The sequence below is a fragment of the Pseudomonas sp. FP2335 genome (assembly GCF_030687535.1).
GTDB lineage: Bacteria > Pseudomonadota > Gammaproteobacteria > Pseudomonadales > Pseudomonadaceae > Aquipseudomonas.
Genome location: NZ_CP117437.1, coordinates 887,433 through 908,029 on the forward strand (window position 1 = coordinate 887,433; position 20,597 = coordinate 908,029).

The following is a 20,597-nucleotide window of genomic DNA, read 5'->3' on the forward strand; positions in this document are numbered from 1 at the left end:
GCCAACGCTATTGCTTTATGGCTGGGCGAACGACCTGTTAGCCTCGCCAGCAGGTCGAAACTTATCAGGGTGGGAGGTAGGGTTGAAAGGGGTAAGCAGCTAAAGTGTTGTAGGATAAACGGAGGGCCTATGGTGGTTGAGTGGTTTTGATGCGCACTGTATATGTAAGATTAATCTTAAAGTTGTTTATCTATGACAATCAGGCAGGTACAAAAAAGCCGATGCATTGCATCGGCTTTTTATCTGCAGCGTGAAACTTAAACGTTGAAACGGAAGTGCATCACATCGCCATCTTTCACGATGTATTCCTTGCCTTCCAGGCGCCACTTACCCGCTTCCTTGGCACCGGCCTCACCCTTGAACTGGATAAAGTCGTTGTAGGCGATCACTTCGGCACGGATAAAGCCTTTCTCGAAGTCGGTGTGGATCACGCCGGCGGCCTGTGGCGCTGTGGCGCCGACCTTGACGGTCCATGCACGGACTTCTTCGACACCGGCGGTGAAGTAGGTCTGCAGGTTGAGCATTTCGTAACCGGCGCGGATCACGCGGTTCAGGCCAGGCTCTTCCAGGCCCAGGGCCTCAAGGAACATGTCCTTCTCTTCGCCGTCATCCAGTTCGGCGATTTCGGCTTCGATCTTGTTGCACACCGGCACCACGATCGCGCCTTCTTCGTCGGCGATGGCCTTGACCACGTCTAGCAGCGGGTTGTTTTCGAAACCGTCTTCGGCGACGTTGGCGATGTACATCACCGGCTTGGTGGTCAGCAGGTGGAAGCCTTTGATCACGGCCTTCTCGTCAGCGCCCATGTTCTTCATCAGGCTGCGTGCCGGCTTGCCTTCGGTGAAGTGCGCGATCAGCTGTTCCAGCAGCGCTTTTTGAACCACTGCGTCTTTGTCGCCGCCCTTGGCGTTACGCGCGACCTTCTGCAATTGCTTCTCGCAGCTGTCGAGGTCGGCGAAGATCAGTTCCAGGTCGATGATCTCGATGTCGCGTTTCGGGTCGACGCTGTTGGAGACGTGAATCACGTTCTCGTCTTCAAAGCAGCGGACCACGTGGGCGATGGCATCGGTTTCACGGATGTTGGCCAGGAACTTGTTACCCAGGCCTTCACCTTTCGACGCGCCAGCCACCAGGCCCGCGATGTCGACGAATTCCATGGTGGTCGGCAGGATGCGCTTTGGATTGACGATGGCCGCGAGGGCGTCCAGGCGTGGGTCCGGCATCGGCACGATACCGCTGTTGGGTTCGATGGTGCAGAAGGGGAAGTTCTCCGCCGCAATACCGGACTTGGTCAGGGCGTTGAACAGGGTGGATTTGCCGACGTTGGGCAGGCCGACGATGCCGCAATTGAATCCCATGGTGTTTCCCCTCGGATAAAGAGTCAGGCCTTCTGGCTGTGCAGGTTTTTCATCGCGCGGTTCCATTCACCGGCGAAGATATCCGGCAGCACGCCGAGGGCAAAGTCGATGCTGGCATCGAGTTTTTCCTGTTCGGCGCGTGGCGCACGACCCAGGACGAAATTTGAAACCATACTGGCAACGCCTGGGTGGCCAATGCCGAGCCGCAGACGGTAGAAATTATTCTGATTGCCCAACTGCGCGATGATGTCGCGCAGGCCATTGTGCCCGCCATGCCCACCGCCGAGCTTGAGCTTGGCAACACCGGGTGGCAGGTCCAGTTCGTCATGGGCCACCAGGATTTCTTCGGGTTTGATCCGGAAGAAGTTCGCAAGCGCCGCCACGGCTTGGCCGCTACGGTTCATGTAGGTGGTGGGAATCAGCAGACGAACATCCTGACCCTGGTGCGAGAAGCGCCCGGTCAGGCCAAAATACTTGCGATCGGCCACAAGGTTCACACCTTGCGCGTGGGCGATGCGCTCAACAAAAAGGGCCCCCGCGTTATGCCGGGTCTGTTCGTATTCGGCGCCTGGATTTCCCAGGCCAACGATCAGTTTAATGGCAGTCACGACAGGGGCCCTTCCTTTGGAGTTGTGGATAACATCGCCAAACCAAGGTGCGGCGAAAGTGGACAACAGTAGCTCATTTACTCAAGAGTAAACGTCGCGTTATCGCCCGCTTTCTCGCTACGTTTCGGTCCGCGATGTTTCCTCAAGCTCCGACGTTACAGAGTGATTTACTCTGCAGCGTCTGCTTCTGGAGCAACGCGTGGAGCGTGTACGTTTGCAACAGCTTTGTCATCACCGTGAGCCAGTGCAACAAACTCAACGCCTTTAGGGGCCTTGAGGTCGGACAGGTGGATGATGGCGCCAACTTCAGCGGTCGACAGGTCGACTTCGATGAACTCAGGCAGGTCTTTCGGCAGGCAGGTCACTTCGATTTCGTTCACAACGTGAGAAATCTCGCCGCCTTTCTTGACCGGAGCTTCTTCGCCGACGAAGTGCACAGGCACGACAGCGGTCAGTTTCTGGCCAGCTACAACGCGAACGAAGTCAGCGTGCATGATGAACTGCTTGGACGGGTGACGCTGCATCGCTTTAACGATGACGTTCTGCTTGGCGCCGTCGACGTTCAGCTCGATAACGTGGCTGTAGGCAGCTTCGTTTTCGAACAGCTTGGCGATTTCCTTGGCCAGGATGGTCACGGATTCAGCAGGCTTGTTACCACCGTATACAACGGCTGGGATGTTGGCGGCGTGACGCAGGCGGCGGCTCGCACCTTTCCCCAGGTCAGTACGCGCTTGAGCGTTCAGAGTAAAGTCAGTCATTTTGTATCTCCAAAATAGCCATCATCGAGTGGCGTTTGCGACCAGCGCCGTTCTCGATATGGGCAAAAAAGCCCCGCCCCGACAGAATGCCGGGGCGGGGCGCTTTTCGTCAGTGAAATGATCCGAAGGTTTGACCCTTAACGGAACATCGCGCTGATCGATTCTTCATTGCTGATGCGGCGAACCGCTTCGGCAACTACCGGTGCGATATCCAGTTGGCGGATACGCGAACAGGCTTGAGCTGCAGCGGACAACGGGATGGTGTTGGTCACCACCAGTTCGTCCAGCATGGAGTTCTCGATGTTCTCGATCGCTCGACCCGACAGCACAGGGTGTGTGCAGTAGGCGAAGACTTTTGCGGCACCGTGCTCTTTCAAGGCTTTCGCCGCGTGGCACAGGGTGCCGGCGGTGTCGACCATGTCATCAACCAGAATACAGGTACGCCCTTCGACATCACCGATGATATGCATCACTTCAGAGTGATTGGCTTTTTCACGGCGTTTGTCGATGATCCCGAGGTCCACGCCCAAGGATTTGGCAACAGCCCGTGCACGCACGACGCCACCAATGTCCGGGGACACGATCATCAGGTTTTCAAAGCGCTGGTCTTCGATGTCATCCACCAGGACTGGGGAGCCGTAGATGTTATCTACCGGAATATCGAAGAACCCCTGGATTTGGTCAGCGTGCAGGTCAACCGTGAGAACACGGTCGATACCTACCACGGTCAGCATGTCAGCGACAACTTTCGCGCTGATGGCCACACGTGCGGAGCGCGGACGGCGATCCTGACGGGCATAACCAAAGTAAGGGATTACAGCTGTGATTCGAGTCGCTGAGGAGCGGCGGAAGGCATCAGCCATCACGACGAGTTCCATCAGGTTATCGTTGGTCGGAGCGCAAGTCGGCTGAATAATGAAGACGTCTTTACCGCGGACGTTTTCATTGATCTCGGCTGTAATTTCACCGTCGGAGAATTTACCGACAGAGATGTCACCGAGAGGGATATGCAGCTGACGTACGACACGTCGAGCCAGATCGGGGTTGGCGTTCCCCGTAAAGACCATCATCTTGGACACGCGCAGTACCTAGAGGCTGAGGGTAACCTGGATGAGTATTAGAAAATGGCAGGGGCGGCTGGATTCGAACCAACGCATGGCAGGATCAAAACCTGCTGCCTTACCGCTTGGCGACGCCCCTGTATCTGTTGCAACGAGTGCCTAACACTCGGTTCCTTTTAGAGCATACTTTGCAGCTTGCGATGCAACATCGAAACGTTGCTTCCCTTTGCTACAAACCCTGTAAGGGTCTCTGTAAGAAGGGCCGAGACTTTATCAGCTTCAGCTTTGTTTGGGAAGCCCCCAAACACACAACTTCCAGTTCCGGTTAATTTTGCTTCGGTAAAATTACCTAACAAATTCAAAGCGTTACGTACCTCTGGATAACGCCTTGCTACAACCGGTAAGCAGTCATTTCGACTGTTTCCCTTGGGAACGGGGCGCACTTTAATGGGAGAAGAGTTACGTGTCAACAACGGATCTGAAAAAATTTCTGCTGTACTTACAGATACTTGCGGCACAAGTACGACATACCACGGTTCTTCGGGCTCTACAGGGGTGAGTTTTTCCCCGACACCCTCAGCAAATGCGGCGTGTCCACGCACGAAAACCGGGACGTCCGCGCCCAGCGTAAGGCCCAGCGCCGCCAGGCGATCGTGGTCCCAGCCGAGTTGCCACAAGTGATTCAGACCCAGCAGTGTGGTGGCCGCATTCGAACTGCCGCCGCCGATACCACCGCCCATGGGCAAGATTTTATCGATCCAGATGTCGATGCCGAGCGAGCAGCCAGATTGTTCCTGAAGTTTTTTTGCGGCCCTCACGATCAGGTTGCTGTCGTGGGGCACGCCTTCGAATTCGGTATGCAACTGGATCACGCCATCGTCGCGTACGGCGAACGTCATCTCATCGCCGTAGTCGAGAAATTGAAACAGCGTCTGCAACTCGTGGTAGCCGTCTTCACGACGACCCAGGATGTGCAGCATCAAATTGAGTTTTGCAGGGGAGGGCAGGGTCAAGCGTTCTACGGTCACGTTATTGTCCCAGTTTGCGTGGTTGCCAGTCCTTGATCACCAGCGTGACGTCAAGGTCGGTGCCATGCAGCTTGATTCGTTCAGGCAGCCAGTAACCGCTTTGCTGCACGTAGCTCAAATATTCGACTTGCCAGCCATCCTGCTCCAGGGTGGCCAGGCGGCTGTCACTGTTAAGGCGCAAGCGGCTTTTGCTCTCAGGCGCGGGCAAGCCGCGTACCCACCACACCAGATGCGACACTGGCAGCTTCCAGCCGATCTGTTCTTCCAGCAATGTTTCCGGCGATGTCGCTTCATAGCGGCCCTGATTGGCCACTTCCAGGCTTACTTGCCCCGGTCGGCCGGTCAGGCGTGCCGCGCCACGGCCCAATGGGCCGGACAGGCGGATGTCGTAGTAATCCTGGCGTTGCAGCCAGAACAACGTACCGCTCCCGGAATCTTTCGGCGCACGAACACCGACTTTCCCTTCGATCTGCCAGCCATCGATGCTGGCGAGCTGATCCTTGTGCTGTTGCCATTGCGCCGGGTTGCCCTGGCCCTCAACGGATTCGCGGGTGCCGACGCCCGCGCAACCGGCGAGCAGGGCGATGAGACTGAAGACTGCAACGTGGCGCAAGAACATAAGCTTAAAGGGTCTCGGATCCGGTCAGGCGTTTGATGGTGCCGCGCAGGATGGGGCTTTCGGGTTGTTCCTTGAGGAATTTTTCCCAGATCTGGCGCGCTTCGCGTTGTTTGCCATTGGCCCACAGGACTTCACCCAGGTGGGCGGCGACTTCCTGGTCGGGGAAACGCTCCAGTGCCTGGCGCAGCAAGCGTTCGGCTTCATCCAGGTTGCCCAGGCGGTAATTCACCCAGCCCAGGCTGTCGAGCACGGCCGGGTCTTCCGGGTTGAGCTTGTGCGCTTGTTCGATCAGCGCCTTGGCTTCGTCGTAGCGCGTGGTCCGGTCGGACAAGGTGTAGCCCAGGGCGTTGAGGGCCATGGCGTTGTCCGGATCACGCTTGATGATCAGGCGCAGGTCTTTTTCCATCTGCGCCAGGTCGTTGCGCTTTTCCGCCTGCATGGCGCGGGTGTACAGCAGGTTCAAGTCGTCGGGGTATTGCAGCAACGCTTGTTGCAGCAGTTTCCAGGCGCGCTCGCCCTGGTTATTGGCCGACAGGGTTTCGGCCTGGATCAGGTACAGCTGGATCGCGTAGTCAGGCTCGGCATCACGCGCAGCCGCCAGGCGTTTTTCCGCCTCGTCGGTGCGACCGTTGCTCATCAATATGTCGGCCTGGCGCAGTTGCGCCGGCAGGTAATCGTTGCCAGGGCCGACCTGGGCATACTCAAGCAGGGCAGCCTGTGGGTCATTGTGCTCCTCGGCGATGCGGCCCAGGTTCAGGTGCGCCGAATCCACGTGGCTTTCGCGTTCGATCAGCTCTTGCAGGTAACCCTTGGCCTCATCCCAGGCCTTGGCTTCCAGGCACACCAGTGCGAGGGAGTAGCGCAGTTCGTCGTCGTCCGGGTATTGCTGGACCAGGTTGGCGAACTGCACTTTGGCGTCTTCCATGCGGTCCTGCTCCACCAGCATGCGCGCGTAGGTCAGGCGCAGGCGCTTGTCGTCCGGGTACTTCTTGATACTTTTTTCCAGCAGCGGAATCGCTTCCTTGCCGCGATTGAGGTTTTGCAGCAGGCGCGCACGCAGCAGGATCGGCGCGATCTCACCCTCTTCCGGTGGGTTCTGCTCCAGCAGCTTCAGCGCCGCATCGGCCTCGTCGTCTTGCTGCAACAGCAAGGCCTTGCCGAAAATCAGCTGACTGTTCTTGGGATGTTTTTGCAGCAGGCGGTCGAAGCTCTTCATCAGACCATTGCGCGTGTCCTGGTCGGTGTCGGCAGCCGACAGCGCAAGAAAGTCGAAATGGGTGTCGCCCTTGCCCTGCAAGACCTTCTCCATATAGACCATGGAGTCGTCGTAGCGCCCCGCACGCGCCAGTTGCACCGCCGCGGCGCGCTGCGCCTCGAGGTCGTCCGGCGCGTTTTTCGCCCAGATCAGCGAGGTATCCAGCGCAGCCTGATCGGCGCCCAGGTACTCGGCGATACGAAACGCCCGCTCGGAAATCCCCGGATCCTGCGTATTGATGGCCTGCGTCACGTAGTTATCCAACGCAATGTCGAAACGATTGCGCTGGCCGGCCAGCTCCGCGCTCAGCAGGCTGAACACCGTTTCTTCACTGAATGAAGAATAAACCTTGGGCTTTTCAGGGGCGGGGGTGCTGTCTTCCACCGGCGGCGTACCGTCCGGCGACACGGGGGCCAAGGCCTGGCAGCCGCTGAGGAAGACAAAAGCAAGGAGCAACGCGGAGGATCTATTCATATAGGAAGAGGACGACTAACCTGCGGTCGGATCATCATGACACAAGCCTTCGGCCAAACATAACCGAGACTCAGTTGGCGTATTTATAGGTACAAGGTATAGGGACAATAGACGACGGTGGTTGTTCTGAATCTTTCGAAGTAGGACAATTGTCGGCTTCCCGACATCATCAGCGATATTGAATGGCCTTCCTCGCACTCGGTATTAACCACAAGACTGCCTCCGTAGACGTGCGCGAGCGCGTGGCGTTTACGCCAGAGCAGTTGGTTGAGGCCTTGCAACAGCTCTGCCGGCTCACCGACAGCCGCGAAGCTGCAATCCTTTCAACCTGCAATCGCAGCGAGCTTTATATAGAGCAGGAACATCTTTCCGCGGATGTGGTACTGCGCTGGCTGGCCGATTACCACCATTTAAGCCTCGATGAGCTGCGCGCGTGTGCTTATGTGCACGAAGAGGATGCGGCAGTTCGTCACATGATGCGTGTGGCGGCCGGTCTCGATTCGCTGGTGTTGGGCGAGCCGCAGATCCTTGGCCAGATGAAATCCGCCTACGCCGTGGCGCGTGAGGCTGGCACGGTGGGGCCGCTGTTGGGCCGCCTGTTCCAGGCCACGTTCAACTCGGCCAAGCAGGTGCGGACCGACACCGCCATCGGCGAAAACCCGGTGTCCGTGGCGTTTGCTGCCGTCAGCCTGGCCAAACAGATTTTCAGCGACTTGCAGCGCAGCCAGGCCCTGCTGATCGGCGCTGGCGAGACCATCACCCTGGTCGCCCGCCACCTGCACGACCTGGGCGTGAAACGCATTGTCGTCGCCAACCGCACCCTTGAGCGTGCGAGCATCCTCGCCGAGCAGTTCGGCGCCCATGCGGTGTTGCTGTCGGACATCCCGGCCGAGTTGGTGCGCAGCGATATTGTCATCAGCTCCACCGCCAGCCAGTTGCCGATCCTCGGCAAAGGCGCGGTCGAAAGCGCGCTGAAGCTGCGCAAGCACAAACCGATCTTTATGGTGGACATCGCCGTTCCCCGGGACATCGAACCCGAAGTCGGCGAGTTGGACGACGTTTACCTCTATAGCGTCGACGATCTGCACGAAGTGGTCGCCGAGAACCTCAAGAGCCGCCAGGGTGCAGCCCAGGCGGCCGAAGAGATGGTCAGCGACGGCGCCGAAGATTTCATGGTGCGCTTGCGTGAACTGGCGGCAGTGGACGTGCTCAAGGCGTATCGTCAGCAGGGCGAACGCCTGCGCGACGAGGAACTGAGCAAGGCCCAGCGTTTGCTGGCCAACGGCAGCAACGCCGAAGAGGTGCTGATGCAACTGGCCCGCGGCCTGACCAACAAGCTGCTCCACGCCCCCAGCGTGCAGCTTAAAAAGTTGACTGCCGAAGGCCGCCTCGATGCGCTGGCCATGGCCCAAGAACTCTTTGCCCTCGGTGAGGGCGCGTCAGATAGCTCTTCGGATAAAAAACCGCAATGAAAGCGTCACTGCTCAATAAACTGGACGTGCTCCAGGACCGTTTCGAAGAACTGACCGCCTTGCTCGGCGATGGCGAAGTCATCTCCGATCAGACCAAGTTCCGTACCTATTCCAAGGAATACGCGGAAGTTGAGCCGATTGTGACCACCTATGGCCAGTGGCTGAAAACCCAGGCCGACCTCGAAGGCGCCCAGGCGCTGCTCAAGGACAGCGACCCGGACATGCGCGAAATGGCCGTGGAAGAAGTCCGCGAAGCCAAGGAAAAACTGATCGCGCTGGAAGGCGATCTGCAACGCATGCTGCTGCCCAAAGACCCCAACGACGGGCGCAACGTGTTCCTCGAAATCCGTGCCGGCACCGGCGGCGACGAGGCGGCGATCTTCTCCGGCGACCTGTTCCGCATGTATTCGCGGTATGCCGAGCGACGCGGTTGGCGAGTCGAGATCCTCTCGGAGAATGAGGGGGAGCACGGCGGCTATAAAGAAGTCATCGCACGGGTTGAAGGCGATAACGTCTACGGCAAGCTCAAGTTCGAGTCTGGCGCACACCGCGTACAACGCGTGCCGGCCACCGAGTCCCAGGGCCGCATCCACACCTCGGCCTGCACTGTGGCTGTATTGCCCGAGCCGGACGAGCAGGAAGCCATCGAGATCAACCCGGCCGACCTGCGCGTCGACACCTACCGCTCGTCGGGCGCCGGTGGCCAGCACGTCAACAAGACCGACTCGGCGATCCGCATTACCCACTTGCCGTCCGGCATTGTGGTGGAGTGTCAGGAAGAACGTTCCCAGCACAAGAACCGGGCGCGGGCCATGTCCTGGCTGTCGGCCAAGCTCAACGACCAGCAGACCAGCGCCGCTGCCAATGCGATTGCCAGCGAGCGCAAGTTGCTGGTGGGCTCGGGCGACCGCTCCGAACGCATCCGCACCTACAACTTTGCCCAGGGCCGGGTCACCGACCACCGGGTCAACCTCACGCTCTACTCCCTCGACGAGATCCTCGCCGGTGGCGTCGATGCAGTGATCGAGCCGTTGCTCGCCGAATACCAGGCCGACCAACTTGCAGCGATAGGTGACTAAATGACCATTATCGCCAGCCTGCTGCGCGCTGCCGACCTGCCCGACTCGCCCACCGCGCGCCTGGACGCCGAGTTATTGCTCGCCGCGGCCCTGGGCAAGTCGCGCAGCTACCTGCACACCTGGCCGGAGAAAATCGTCAGCAGCGAAGATGCGCTGACCTTTGCCGGCTACCTGCAACGCCGCCGCGGCGGTGAGCCGGTGGCCTACATCCTCGGCCAGCAAGGCTTCTGGAAGTTGGACCTGGAGGTCGCGCCCCACACGCTGATCCCGCGTCCGGACACCGAGTTACTGGTGGAAACCGCCCTGCAATTGTTGCCGGCCACGCCGACCCAGGTTCTCGACCTCGGCACCGGCAGCGGCGCGATTGCCCTGGCCCTGGCCAGCGAGCGCCCGGCCTGGACCGTCACCGCCGTCGATCGCGTGCTCGAAGCGGTGGCCTTGGCCGAGCGCAATCGCCAGCGCCTGCACCTGAATAACGTCACCGTGCTGAACAGCCACTGGTTCAGCGCCCTGCAAGGCCACACCTACGATCTGATCATCAGCAATCCGCCGTACATTGCCGACAACGACCCGCACCTGGTCGCCGGTGACGTGCGCTTCGAACCGGCCAGTGCGCTGGTGGCGGGCCGCGATGGCCTGGACGACTTGCGCCACATCATCAAGCAGGCACCCCAGCACCTGAATGCCGCTGGCTGGCTGTTGCTCGAACACGGTTACGACCAGGCTGGCGCCGTGCGTGACCTATTGCTGGGCGAAGGTTTTGACAACGTGCACAGCCGCATCGACCTTGGCGGCCACGAGCGCATTACCCTGGGACGCCGGCCGTGCTGACCGACCAGGAACTGCTGCGCTACAGCCGACAGATTCTGTTGCAGCATGTCGACATCGACGGCCAGTTGCGCCTGAAACACAGCCGCGCCCTGATCATCGGCCTGGGCGGGCTGGGCGCGCCGGTTGCGTTGTACCTGGCTGCTGCGGGGGTCGGTGAATTGCACGTGGCGGACTTCGACAGCGTCGACCTGACCAACCTGCAACGCCAGATCATCCACGACACCGCCAGCGTCGGGCAGACCAAGGTCGATTCAGCCCTGCGGCGCCTGGGCGCGATCAATCCTGAAATCACGCTGGTCGCCCATCGCAGCGCGCTGGACGCCGACTCACTCGCCGCGGCGGTCGCGGCGGTGGATGTGGTCCTCGATTGCAGCGACAACTTCTCCACCCGCGAAGCGGTCAACGCCGCCTGCGTCGCCGCGACCAAGCCGTTGATCAGCGGCGCGGCGATTCGCCTGGAAGGGCAATTGTCGGTGTTCGACCCGCGTCGCGCCGACAGCCCGTGCTACCACTGTTTATACGGGCACGGCAGCGACACCGAACTGACCTGCAGCGAAGCCGGCGTGGTCGGGCCGCTGGTGGGCCTGGTCGGCAGCCTGCAAGCGCTGGAAGCCTTGAAGCTGCTGGCCGGTTTCGGCGAGCCGCTGGTGGGCCGCTTGTTGCTGATCGATGCATTGAGCAGCCGTTTCCGCGAGTTGCGCGTCAAGCGCGACCCCGGTTGCAGCGTGTGCGGGACTCACCATGGTTAAGGACGCGCCGATCGGTGTGTTCGATTCCGGCGTCGGCGGGCTGTCGGTGCTGGAGGAAATCCAGCAGCTGCTGCCCCACGAATCGCTGCTGTACGTGGCCGACTGCGGGCATATCCCTTACGGCGAGAAAAGCCCGGCCTTTATTCTTGAGCGCTCGCGGCAGGTTGCCGGGTTTCTGCGGGAGAAGGGGGCCAAGGCGTTTGTGATTGCCTGCAACACCGCGACCGTTGCGGCCGTTGCCGATTTACGCAAGGACTTCCCGGATTGGCCGTTGGTGGGCATGGAGCCTGCCGTCAAACCTGCGGCCGCCGCGACCCGCAGCGGTGTGGTCGGCGTGCTCGCCACCACGGGCACCCTGCAAAGCGCCAAGTTCGCGGCACTGCTCGATCGCTTCGCCACCGATGTCCGCGTGATTACTCAGCCGTGCCCGGGCCTGGTGGAACTGATCGAAACCGGCGACCTGAGCAGCCCGGCACTGCGCCAGTTGTTGCAGGGGTATATCGACCCGCTGCTAGGCGCCGGCTGCGACACCATCATCCTCGGCTGCACCCACTATCCCTTCCTCAAGCCGCTGCTGGCGCAGATGCTGCCCCCCAGCATCATCCTCATCGACACCGGCGCCGCCGTGGCCCGCCAGCTCAAGCGCTTGCTCGGCGAGCGCAACCTGCTGGCCGACGGCAAGCCCGAGCCAGCGCAGTTCTGGACCAGCGGCGATGTGTCTCACCTAAGAAATATCCTACCAACACTATGGAAATATCCGGGCGTTGTGCGAAGCTTCGGTGCGTGAAAAATTCGTGAAATTCCCGCGTTAAAAGCTGGAACTTCCGTCTATTTGCCAGCTTCTATAGCGAGATAGCTTGTACAAAACCAAATAACTTCGTCGGGAAAGGATGTTTCTTATGAAGCGCTTGTTCTGTTTGGCTGCGATTGCGGCCGTCGTTGTAGGGCACACCGTTTCAGCCCAGGCCGCTGGCCTGGAATTAGGGGTGGGGAGCACCAGTGATTCGACACTGACCTATCGGCTGGGGCTGACGTCGCAGTGGGACAAAAGCTGGTGGCAGACCGATACCGGGCGCTTGACCGGCTACTGGAGCGGTGCCTACACCTACTGGGATGGTGACAAGCACGCCAGCGTCAGCAGCCTGTCGTTCTCGCCAGTGTTTGTGTATGAGTTTGCCGGTGAGAAGGTCAAGCCGTACATCGAGGCGGGGGTGGGCGTGGCGCTGTTCTCGCGCACACGGGTCGAGGACAACAATATTGGCCAGGCTTTTCAGTTCGAAGATCGGTTGGGATTCGGCCTGCGCTTTGCCGGTGGGCATGAGGTGGGGATTCGCGCCACGCACTATTCCAATGCCGGGCTGAGCAGCAACAACGATGGGGTCGAGAGCTACTCGTTGCACTACACCCTGCCGTTGTAAGTCTTAAGAACACTGCAAACCAAATGTGGGAGCTGATCCAAAGTGGCAACCCAATCCCCTGTGGGAGCGGGCTTGCCCGCGATGGCGGCCTGTCAGTCAACATAGATTCGGCTGACCCACCGCTATCGCAGGCATGCCAGCTCTCACATTTTGATCGGCGTTGATCAAAGGTTCAGCGATAGGCCGTCGCGATCCCCTGCCGCTCTTCCAGGCACTCCGGCGCGCCCATCTCGAACTCCCGGCAGATCAAGGGCCGGCGCTCGTAGATCGTGCACATCATCGTGTCCCGGTCCAGCGCTGCGCACCAGCCGTCGTCGAGGCGCAGCATCACTTCGCCGCCCCAATCGTCCGTATCGATGTAGCGCTCCGGCACGCCGGTATCGGTGATCAGTATCACTTCCAACTGGCAGCAGCAGGCCGCGCACGTCGAGCAGGTGACGGCGGGTTCGGTGATTTGGGTGTGGGGGATGTTGGTCATAGGCGCGCAGTGTAAGGCAAGCCGATCAAGAACGTGTGAATGCTCTGACAGACGTCAGTGTCCCAGCTGTCGGGCGACCCAATGCAAGACGGGGAACAATAGTCCCCACAGCAGCGCCAGGCCAATCACGGTCGGTGCCGTGCCGTAGCCGAAACTCACCCCGGCCAATTGGCTGCCTGCGTAATAGGACAGCGGCCCACCCACGGCTCCCAGCAGGCTGGCCCGCCACCAGGGGCGTGCGCTCCAGGCCAGGCAATGGCGCAAGGTCGTCGCGAGCAGCGCCCACAACGCCATCAGCCACAGCGGAATCAGCGGCCCCGGCAGGCTGAAATGAAACACGCCAAAGGAGCGCAACGAGGTGTCGATCAGCGTGCCGAGCAAGGTCACTGCGAGAATCACCTGGCCCTCGCGCGACCACGAACTTATCCACAGCAGGTGCACGGCCAGCGCCGCCAACGCCACCAGTAGCCACCGACTGTCGCCGCCCAGCACGCAGGCAAACCAGCCGCACTGGAACAGCACGGCATTCACCAGCGGTTTAAGCATCGAAGCGCCCTAGCAACGGCGGGTTGATCGCTGCGGGCTTGGCCAGCAGCAGTTGTGCGGTGCCGATCGTGCGCTCCATGAACCCCCCTTCGCAGTAGCACAAGTAAAATTCCCACAGCCGCAGGAAGTACTCATCGTAGCCCAGCTCCGCGAGGCGGCCATGGGCGCGTCGAAAGTTCTCATGCCACAGGCGCAGGGTTCGCGCGTAGTGCAGGCCGAAATCCTCCATGTGCATCAGGTTCAAGTCGGTATCGCGGCTGACGATCTCCAGCATCTTCTGCACACAGGGCAGGGCGCCGCCGGGGAAGATGTAGCGCTGGATAAAGTCGACGCTGCGCTTGGCCTGTTCGTAGCGTTGGTCGCGGATGGTGATGGCTTGCAGCAACATCAGGCCGTCGCTCTTGAGCAGTTGCGCGCACTGTTTGAAGTAGGTCGGCAGGAAGCGATGGCCCACCGCTTCGATCATTTCAATGGAGACCAGCTTGTCGTACGCGCCGGTCAGGTCGCGGTAGTCCTGCAACAGCAGTGTCACACGATCACCCAGGCCCAGTGCGGCGATGCGTTTTTCGGTGTAGGCAAACTGCTCTTTGGACAAGGTGGTGGTGGTGACCTTGCAGCCATAATGCTGCGCGGCATACAGCGCCATGCTGCCCCAGCCGGTGCCGATTTCCAGCAGGTGGTCGGTGGCCTTGAGCGCGAGTTTCTGGCAGATGCGCTCCAGCTTGTTCAATTGCGCCTGTTCCAGGCTGTCGTCGGGGCTCAGGAATTGCGCCGCCGAGTACATCATGGTCGGGTCGAGGAATTCTTCGAACAGGTCATTGCCCAGGTCGTAGTGGGCGGCAATGTTTTTCTGCGAGCCCTTGCGTGTGTTGCGGTTGAGCCAGTGCAAGCCCTGGGTCAGTGGACGCGCCAGGCGCGCGAGGCCGCCTTCCATCGCGTCGAGCACATCGAGGTTGCTGACCATCACGCGCACCACGGCAGTCAGGTCCGGGCTGCTCCAGTAACCATGGATAAATGCCTCACCCGCGCCGATGGAACCACTGGCCGCCACCAGGCCCCACACTGCCGGATCGAGGATATGGATCTCCCCCAGCAGGTGCGCTTCCCGTGCGCCGAACACCTGGCGTTCGCCGTCCTCGATCACCACCAACTGGCCGTGGCGCAGTTGGCTCAATTGACGCAGCACGGCCTTGCGCAGCAGTGCGCTGGTCATGCCGTTGACGTTCAGACGGTGGGACTTGACCGATAAACTAGGGGTTTTCATGGCGGCGATCCTTGGTATACCCGACTGCAGTGCGAGAGGTGCCTTCGGCAGCCCTGTGGGAAAAAATCGGTGTGCGTTTGAGTAACAGGCGCAGGGCCTGCCAGTAAATTGCGAGGCAGGTCTTGGCGGTCATCCAGGGGAAGCGCCATAGGTAGCGATGCAGGCTGGCGCGGTTCAGTGCATGTTTTTCCAGGCTCAAGGTGGCGTCGAAGACTTTTTGCGTGCCCTGCCAATCGGCCATGTGCACGCCAAGCCTGGCGGCGGGCGGGCTGAAGCTCATGCGGTATTCCAGGTCGCGGGGCAGGAACGGCGACACATGAAACGCCTTGGCCACGGCGAAATGCTGATGTTCATCCGCGTCCAGCGCCTGGGCCGGCAGCACGTAGTGATAGCGCTCGCGCCAGGGCGTGTTGGTCACTTCACACAGGATCGCGGCCAATTGTCCGTCAGCCTCGAAGCAGTAGAAGAAACTCACCGGGTTAAAAGCCAGGCCCCAACTGCGGGCCTGGGTCAGTAGGCAGATAACGCCCTGGGGTGTACGCCCCAGAGCCTTGCCGACTTCATGGCGCACGGCATCGCTCAAGCTCATGCCGGTGCGCGTGAACTCACGCAGGTAGTCCTGCTGGCGAAAACCGAACGCGGCAAAACGGCTGCGCCCGGCCAAGGGCGAGAGCCCGAGCACCGTGTGTTCTTCGCTCAAATCCAGGTACAGCAAGCCGATGCGGTAGCGAAAGGCGTGGGCCTTGGGGGCAAACCGGCGATGGGCGATCCAGCCGCTGTACAGGGCGCTGTTCACAGGCTTTCCCCAAAGGCCTTGGCCACGCGCAGCGCGCTGACCACGCCGTCTTCGTGAAAGCCGTTGGCCCAGTAGGCGCCGCAATAATAGGTGTTGCGCATGCCGAACAACTCTTGCCAGCGCGCTTGGGCGGCCACCGCCGCGAGGCTGTATTGCGGGTGCGCGTAGGTGTAGCGGGCGAGGATCTTCAGCGGGTTGATCATGGCCGTCTGGTTCAGGCTGACGCAAAAGGTGGTGGCGCTGTCGATGCCTTGCAGGATGTTCATGTCATAGGTGACGGCGGCCTGGGTCTGCGCATCGCCGCTGAGCCGGTAGTTCCAGCTGGCCCAGGCGAGTTTGCGATCCGGCAGCAGGCGGGTGTCGGTGTGCAGCACTACGTCGTTGTCGGCGTAGGGCAGGGCGCCGAGGATGTCGTGTTCGGCCTGGCTTGGGTCGGCCAGCAGCGCCAAGGCCTGGTCGCTGTGGCACGCGAATACCACGCGGTCGAACGTCTCGCGGCCGGCGGCGCTGTGGATAACCACGCCGTCGGCGGTGCGCTCAACGTTATGCACAGGGCAGTCGAGGCGGATCTGTTCGCGAAAGCTGCGGGTCAGCGGTTCGATATAGCTGCTCGAACCACCCTCGATCACGCACCACTGCGGGCGATTGCTCACCGACAGCAAGCCGTGGTTCTTGAAGAAGCGCACAAAGAACTGCAACGGAAACCCGAGCATGTCCGCCAGGGACATCGACCAGATCGCCGCGCCCATCGGCACGATGTAGTGTCGGATAAACCGCTCGCCATAACCGCCGGCCTTGAGGTACTCACCCAGGGTCATCTCGGCGTTGATGCGCTGTTCTTGCAGGTCCTGCGGGGCCTCGCGGTTGAAACGCAGGATGTCGCGCAACATGCCCCAGAACCCCGGCGACAAGATATTGCGACGCTGGGCAAACAGGCTGTTGAGGTTGTTGCCGTTGTACTCGAAGCGCTGGCTCTCGTCGTGTACCGAAAAGCTCATCTCGGTGGGTTTGAACGTGACGCCGATCTGCCCCAGCAGTTGGATGAAGTTGGGGTAGGTCCAGTCGTTGAACACGATGAAACCGGTGTCCACCGCATGGCTTTGACCGGCGACGCTGACGTTGACCGTATGGGTATGCCCGCCGATGCGGTCGCCCGCTTCGAACAGCGTGATGTCGTGGCGGCGGCTGAGCAGGTAGGCGCTGGTCAGCCCGGCGATGCCGCTGCCGATGATGGCGATTTTCACAGGCGATCCTTCTGCGGTAGCGGGCTGCGCAACATGCGCCTGCCGATGAACAACTGCACACGGGCCGGCAGCTTCGACAGCGGCCAGAGGGTGGCGATAAACAGTGCCGGGAAGGCGATTTCCAGCGGACGTTTCGCAAGCTTTACGAAGATATGGCGCGCGGCCTTGCCGGCCGGCCAGCTCAGGGGCATGGGGAAATCGTTGCGTTCGGTCAGCGGCGTGTCGACGAAGCCCGGGCTGATCACCGTGACGTCGATGTGTTCCGGCGACAGGCCGATGCGCAAGGATTCCAACAGGTAGCGCAAGCCGGCCTTGGACGCGCCATAGGCTTCGGCGCGCGGCATCGGCAAGTACGTCACGGCGCTCGCGACGCCCACCAGGTGCGGGCGGATTCCGGCGCGCAACAGTGGCAACGCGGCCTCGATGCAATAACTGCTGGCCAGCAGGTTGGTGCGTACCACCTGTTCGACAATCGCGGCGTCAAAGTGCTGGGCATCGATATATTCACAGGTGCCGGCGTTGAGGATCGCCGTGTCCAGCGCGCCCCAGGCGGCGCTGATCTGTGCGCCGATCTCACGCACGGCCTGGCTGTCGGTCAAGTCGCCGGGCACCAGCAGCACTTGCCCCGGATAGCGTTCGGCCAGGGTTTGCAGCGGGGCTGTGGTGCGCGAACTGAGCGCGACTTGGGCGCCGCTTTCCAACAGCTCGATCGCCAGTGCTGCGCCGATGCCACTGCTGGCGCCGGTCAGCCAGTAACGGCGGGGGGGTGTCTGGCTCATGCGATTCTCCTTTTCAGCCAGCGGACCACGCGGCCCAGCACGGGCAGGTGCTCGTAAAGCAGGGCGCCGGCGTCGAAATAGTCGCGATGGCGATACACCTTGCCGTCGCGCCACTGCAGGTGCGAGCAGCCTTCCACGCGGATCACCTTGCCGTTGGCCAGGCGCGGGTGGCAGAAGCTCATTTTCCAGCGCAGGTAGCCTTCGCCTTCAGCCACCTCGTCGAAGCTGTGAAAGTCGAAGCGCAACTGGCGGACGTTGCCGTACAGCTCGGCGAAGTAACGGCGCAGCGCGGGCAGGCCGTGGACTTCATGCAGCGGGTCGGCAAAGGCGATGTCCTGGCTGTAGAGGCTGTCGAGCAGGTGCAGGTTGTGCTTGTCCAGCGTGGCAAAGGCCTGGGCGAACCGGCGTAGGAAGTCACTCATGCTCGCCCCCGATCGCTGCGCGTGACGGCAGGCTGCGGAAGGCCGCCAGGGCGCGTTCGCGGGATTTTTTCAGGTCGACGATGGCCCTTGGGTAATCCGCCACGCCGAATAGGCCGCCGACCGCCTCGGGGTTATGCACTTCCTTTTTATTCAGCGCGGCCAACTCGGGCAGCCAGCGCTTGATGAACACGCCGTCGCCGTCGAATTTTTCCGACTGGCTCAGCGGGCTGAAGATGCGGAAATACGGCGCCGAGTCGGTGCCGGTCGACGAACTCCACTGCCAGCCGCCGTTGTTGGCGGCGAGGTCGCCGTCGATCAGGTGGCGCATAAAGAAGCGCTCGCCTTCACGCCAGTCGATCAGCAGGTTCTTGGTCAGGAACATCGCCACCACCATGCGCAGGCGGTTGTGCATCCAGCCGGTTTCGAGCAGTTGGCGCATGGCCGCGTCGATGATCGGCAGGCCGGTGCGCGCTTCTTGCCACGCCGCCAGGTCCTTGGGCGCATCGCGCCAGGCCACGGCTTCGGTCTCGGGACGGAACGCACGGTGACGGGACACCCGTGGGTAGCCGACCAGGATGTGTTTGTAGAACTCGCGCCAGAGCAGTTCGTTGACCCAGGTGATGGCGCCGATGTCGCCACTTTCGAATTCGCCCCGGTTGGTTTGCAGCGCGGCGTGCAAGCATTGGCGCGGTGACACCACGCCCGCCGCGAGGTACGCCGAAAGCTGGCTGGTACCGGGCTTGGCGGGGAAGTCGCGCTCGTCCTTGTAGTAGCTGATCTGTTGCTCGGCGAAGGCGTCCAGGCGCCGACGGGCTTCGTCTTCACCGGCGGGCCAGAGCGCGCGCAGGCTGTCGCTGGGGGGCTCGAAGCCGTCGACGGCCTGGGGGATCGGATCGCGTTTGATGGCGAGTGGCGCCTGGGCTTTGGCTGTCGGCACCAGGCGCGGCAGGGCGCTGTGCAGGCGCGTGTAGCAGACCTTGCGGAACTGGCTGAACACCTGGAAATACGTGCCGGTCTTGGTCAGCACACTGCCGGGTTGGAAGAACAGTTGGTCGAGGTAGCTGTGGAACGTCACGCCGTCGGCGTCCAGCGCCGTGGCCACGGCAGCGTCGCGGCGGCTCTCGTGGATGCCGTATTCCTCGTTGACGTGCACAGACGTCACCGACAGTTCGCGGCACAGTTCACTCAAGACGCCTGGCGCCTGGTCCCAGGTGGCGGCGTGGCGGATCAACAGGGGAATGTTCAGCTCCCCAAGGGCGTTGCTCAGTTCGCGCAGGTTGCGCAGCCAGAAATCCACCTTGCACGGCGCGTCATCGTGGGCCTGCCACTGCTCGGCGGTTATCAGGTACACGGCGGCGACCGGGCCACGCTGGCTCGCGGCGGCCAGGGCGGTGTTGTCGTGCAGGCGCAGGTCGGTGCGCAACCAGATCAAATGCATTTAAACGATTCCACGCTGGATCAGTAGCTGGTGGGCCGACAACGGGTCTTCGGCCACGCACAATTGAGGGATGTCAGTGCTTAATACGGCCAACTCGGCTTGGTGGATGCATACCGTTGGTCCGGCAATCAGCGTTGGGCAATCGACACCGCCCAGCAGTTTGCCGAGGGCCGGCACATGCAGGGCCTTGCTCGAATACAGCAGCACGGCGCGCGGTTTCAGATGTTCCACCGCCAGCGCGAGTTCGCCGGCCGGCAGCGGCCAGTCGAAGACTTCCACCGGGCAGTCGGCGCTGCTGGCCAGCCAGGCGCTGAGCCATAAGTGCGGTTCCAGCGGCAGGTCCGAGTGGTTGACCAGCAGCAGCGGCGCGCCCTGGAGCTGACGGTTGTTGTGGTAGATGCGTGCGCCAAACTTGCTGCGCAGCCACGACAGGAAAAACACCCGCTCCATCTGTGCGCCGAACTGGCCTTGCCAGCGCAACTCCAGATCCTTGAGCAGTGGCAGCAAGAGTTGCTCGCACAGGGTACGCGGCGGGTACAGCGCCATGGCCTGGTTGAAGGCATCGTCGACCCGACGCTCGGCCAATTCGCTGATCGCTTGCACCAGCGTCTGGCGCAAGGTGTGCCATTCATTTTCAACGACGTCGGTGGCGGGTTGGGCGGAGTCGATCAAGGTTTTCACCTGGCCGACCGGCACGCCACGGTTGAGCCAGGTGAGGATGGTATGGATGCGTTGCACGTGTTCGGCGCTGAACAGTCGATGGCCCTTGGGTGTGCGCTGGGGCACGATCAGCCCGTAGCGGCGTTCCCAGGCGCGCAGGGTCACGGCGTTGACGCCGGTCTGGCGCGCCACTTCGCGGATCGGCAGCCAGCCGTCTTCGACGGCTTGGGCGAGGTCTTCGGGTGGGGCTGCTTTCATGG

At 61.4% G+C, this 20,597-nt stretch carries 22 protein-coding genes and 1 tRNA gene; 6 read left to right on the forward strand and 17 right to left on the reverse strand.

Features of this window, described 5'->3' with window-relative positions:
• Positions 1–257 precede the first annotated feature (257 nt).
• The 8 genes from ychF to PSH81_RS03760 all read right to left on the reverse strand — a co-directional run bounded on the left by ychF (position 258) and on the right by PSH81_RS03760 (position 7,161).
• The gene (gene ychF, locus PSH81_RS03725) at positions 258–1,358 is read right to left on the reverse strand and encodes a redox-regulated ATPase YchF (RefSeq protein WP_192297788.1); all 1,101 of its coding nucleotides are present in this window, start codon (positions 1,356–1,358) and stop codon (positions 258–260) included.
• A 23-nt stretch (positions 1,359–1,381) separates the two neighbouring features.
• Complete coding sequence (pth, locus tag PSH81_RS03730) at positions 1,382–1,966, reverse strand: aminoacyl-tRNA hydrolase (RefSeq protein ID WP_017735148.1); 585 nt, start codon at positions 1,964–1,966, stop codon at positions 1,382–1,384.
• A 167-nt stretch (positions 1,967–2,133) separates the two neighbouring features.
• Positions 2,134–2,724 carry a 50S ribosomal protein L25/general stress protein Ctc gene (locus PSH81_RS03735; RefSeq protein WP_226456550.1) on the reverse strand — a complete coding sequence of 197 codons (591 nt, stop codon included), beginning with the start codon at positions 2,722–2,724 and terminating at the stop codon, positions 2,134–2,136.
• Between the two features lie 137 nt (positions 2,725–2,861).
• Positions 2,862–3,803, reverse strand: coding sequence for a ribose-phosphate pyrophosphokinase (locus tag PSH81_RS03740; protein WP_003208392.1), 942 nt, complete (start codon positions 3,801–3,803; stop codon positions 2,862–2,864).
• 46 nt (positions 3,804–3,849) lie between these two features.
• A tRNA-Gln gene (locus PSH81_RS03745) sits at positions 3,850–3,924 on the reverse strand.
• 37 nt (positions 3,925–3,961) lie between these two features.
• On the reverse strand, positions 3,962–4,765 hold the full coding sequence (gene ispE / locus PSH81_RS03750; protein WP_305392751.1) for a 4-(cytidine 5'-diphospho)-2-C-methyl-D-erythritol kinase: 804 nt from the start codon (positions 4,763–4,765) through the stop codon (positions 3,962–3,964).
• A gap of 49 nt (positions 4,766–4,814) precedes the next feature.
• The gene (gene lolB, locus PSH81_RS03755; RefSeq protein ID WP_226456549.1) at positions 4,815–5,432 is read right to left on the reverse strand and encodes a lipoprotein insertase outer membrane protein LolB; all 618 of its coding nucleotides are present in this window, start codon (positions 5,430–5,432) and stop codon (positions 4,815–4,817) included.
• 4 nt (positions 5,433–5,436) lie between these two features.
• Positions 5,437–7,161, reverse strand: coding sequence for a tetratricopeptide repeat protein (locus tag PSH81_RS03760; RefSeq protein WP_192297784.1), 1,725 nt, complete (start codon positions 7,159–7,161; stop codon positions 5,437–5,439).
• Positions 7,162–7,343: 182 nt separating this feature from the next.
• Between PSH81_RS03760 and hemA the strand changes: the two genes are divergently transcribed.
• The 6 genes from hemA (at position 7,344) to PSH81_RS03790 (ending at position 12,710) form a co-directional block, all read left to right on the forward strand.
• Entirely contained in the window at positions 7,344–8,633 is a 1,290-nt protein-coding gene (gene hemA / locus PSH81_RS03765) for a glutamyl-tRNA reductase (RefSeq protein ID WP_192297783.1), read from the forward strand.
• The gene (gene prfA, locus PSH81_RS03770) at positions 8,630–9,712 is read left to right on the forward strand and encodes a peptide chain release factor 1 (protein ID WP_226456547.1); all 1,083 of its coding nucleotides are present in this window, start codon (positions 8,630–8,632) and stop codon (positions 9,710–9,712) included. The genes hemA and prfA overlap by 4 nt, the downstream gene beginning before the upstream one ends.
• Positions 9,713–10,543 carry a peptide chain release factor N(5)-glutamine methyltransferase gene (prmC, locus tag PSH81_RS03775; RefSeq protein ID WP_226456546.1) on the forward strand — a complete coding sequence of 277 codons (831 nt, stop codon included), beginning with the start codon at positions 9,713–9,715 and terminating at the stop codon, positions 10,541–10,543.
• Positions 10,537–11,292: a molybdopterin-synthase adenylyltransferase MoeB gene (locus PSH81_RS03780; RefSeq protein ID WP_192297780.1), complete on the forward strand. Its 756-nt coding sequence runs from the start codon at positions 10,537–10,539 to the stop codon at positions 11,290–11,292. The genes prmC and PSH81_RS03780 overlap by 7 nt, the downstream gene beginning before the upstream one ends.
• Positions 11,285–12,079, forward strand: coding sequence for a glutamate racemase (gene murI, locus PSH81_RS03785; RefSeq protein WP_226456545.1), 795 nt, complete (start codon positions 11,285–11,287; stop codon positions 12,077–12,079). The genes PSH81_RS03780 and murI overlap by 8 nt, the downstream gene beginning before the upstream one ends.
• 112 nt (positions 12,080–12,191) lie before the next feature.
• Positions 12,192–12,710, forward strand: a complete 519-nt coding sequence (locus PSH81_RS03790) for an acyloxyacyl hydrolase (RefSeq protein ID WP_226456544.1) — start codon at positions 12,192–12,194, stop codon at positions 12,708–12,710.
• Between the two features lie 172 nt (positions 12,711–12,882).
• Here the strand turns inward: PSH81_RS03790 and PSH81_RS03795 are convergent, their stop codons facing one another.
• The 9 genes from PSH81_RS03795 to PSH81_RS03835 are packed head-to-tail and all read right to left on the reverse strand — an operon-like array spanning position 12,883 to position 20,595.
• A complete protein-coding gene (locus PSH81_RS03795; protein ID WP_305392038.1) occupies positions 12,883–13,188 on the reverse strand; it encodes a YkgJ family cysteine cluster protein in 306 nt (101 codons plus the stop codon).
• Between the two features lie 54 nt (positions 13,189–13,242).
• Positions 13,243–13,734: a DUF2878 domain-containing protein gene (locus PSH81_RS03800; RefSeq protein ID WP_305392039.1), complete on the reverse strand. Its 492-nt coding sequence runs from the start codon at positions 13,732–13,734 to the stop codon at positions 13,243–13,245.
• On the reverse strand, positions 13,727–14,998 hold the full coding sequence (locus PSH81_RS03805; protein ID WP_305392040.1) for a cyclopropane-fatty-acyl-phospholipid synthase family protein: 1,272 nt from the start codon (positions 14,996–14,998) through the stop codon (positions 13,727–13,729). Before PSH81_RS03805 ends, PSH81_RS03800 begins: the two co-directional genes overlap by 8 nt.
• Positions 14,985–15,794 carry a DUF1365 domain-containing protein gene (locus PSH81_RS03810; RefSeq protein WP_192297775.1) on the reverse strand — a complete coding sequence of 270 codons (810 nt, stop codon included), beginning with the start codon at positions 15,792–15,794 and terminating at the stop codon, positions 14,985–14,987. The genes PSH81_RS03805 and PSH81_RS03810 overlap by 14 nt, the downstream gene beginning before the upstream one ends.
• Complete coding sequence (locus tag PSH81_RS03815) at positions 15,791–17,038, reverse strand: NAD(P)/FAD-dependent oxidoreductase (protein WP_305392041.1); 1,248 nt, start codon at positions 17,036–17,038, stop codon at positions 15,791–15,793. The genes PSH81_RS03810 and PSH81_RS03815 overlap by 4 nt, the downstream gene beginning before the upstream one ends.
• Positions 17,035–17,817: an SDR family oxidoreductase gene (locus PSH81_RS03820; RefSeq protein ID WP_226456539.1), complete on the reverse strand. Its 783-nt coding sequence runs from the start codon at positions 17,815–17,817 to the stop codon at positions 17,035–17,037. The genes PSH81_RS03815 and PSH81_RS03820 overlap by 4 nt, the downstream gene beginning before the upstream one ends.
• Positions 17,814–18,239, reverse strand: coding sequence for a nuclear transport factor 2 family protein (locus PSH81_RS03825; RefSeq protein WP_192297772.1), 426 nt, complete (start codon positions 18,237–18,239; stop codon positions 17,814–17,816). The genes PSH81_RS03820 and PSH81_RS03825 overlap by 4 nt, the downstream gene beginning before the upstream one ends.
• Positions 18,232–19,677: a deoxyribodipyrimidine photo-lyase gene (gene phrB / locus PSH81_RS03830; protein WP_305392042.1), complete on the reverse strand. Its 1,446-nt coding sequence runs from the start codon at positions 19,675–19,677 to the stop codon at positions 18,232–18,234. The genes PSH81_RS03825 and phrB overlap by 8 nt, the downstream gene beginning before the upstream one ends.
• Entirely contained in the window at positions 19,678–20,595 is a 918-nt protein-coding gene (locus PSH81_RS03835) for a MerR family transcriptional regulator (protein ID WP_226456537.1), read from the reverse strand.
• Between the last annotated feature and the right edge of the window lie 2 nt (positions 20,596–20,597).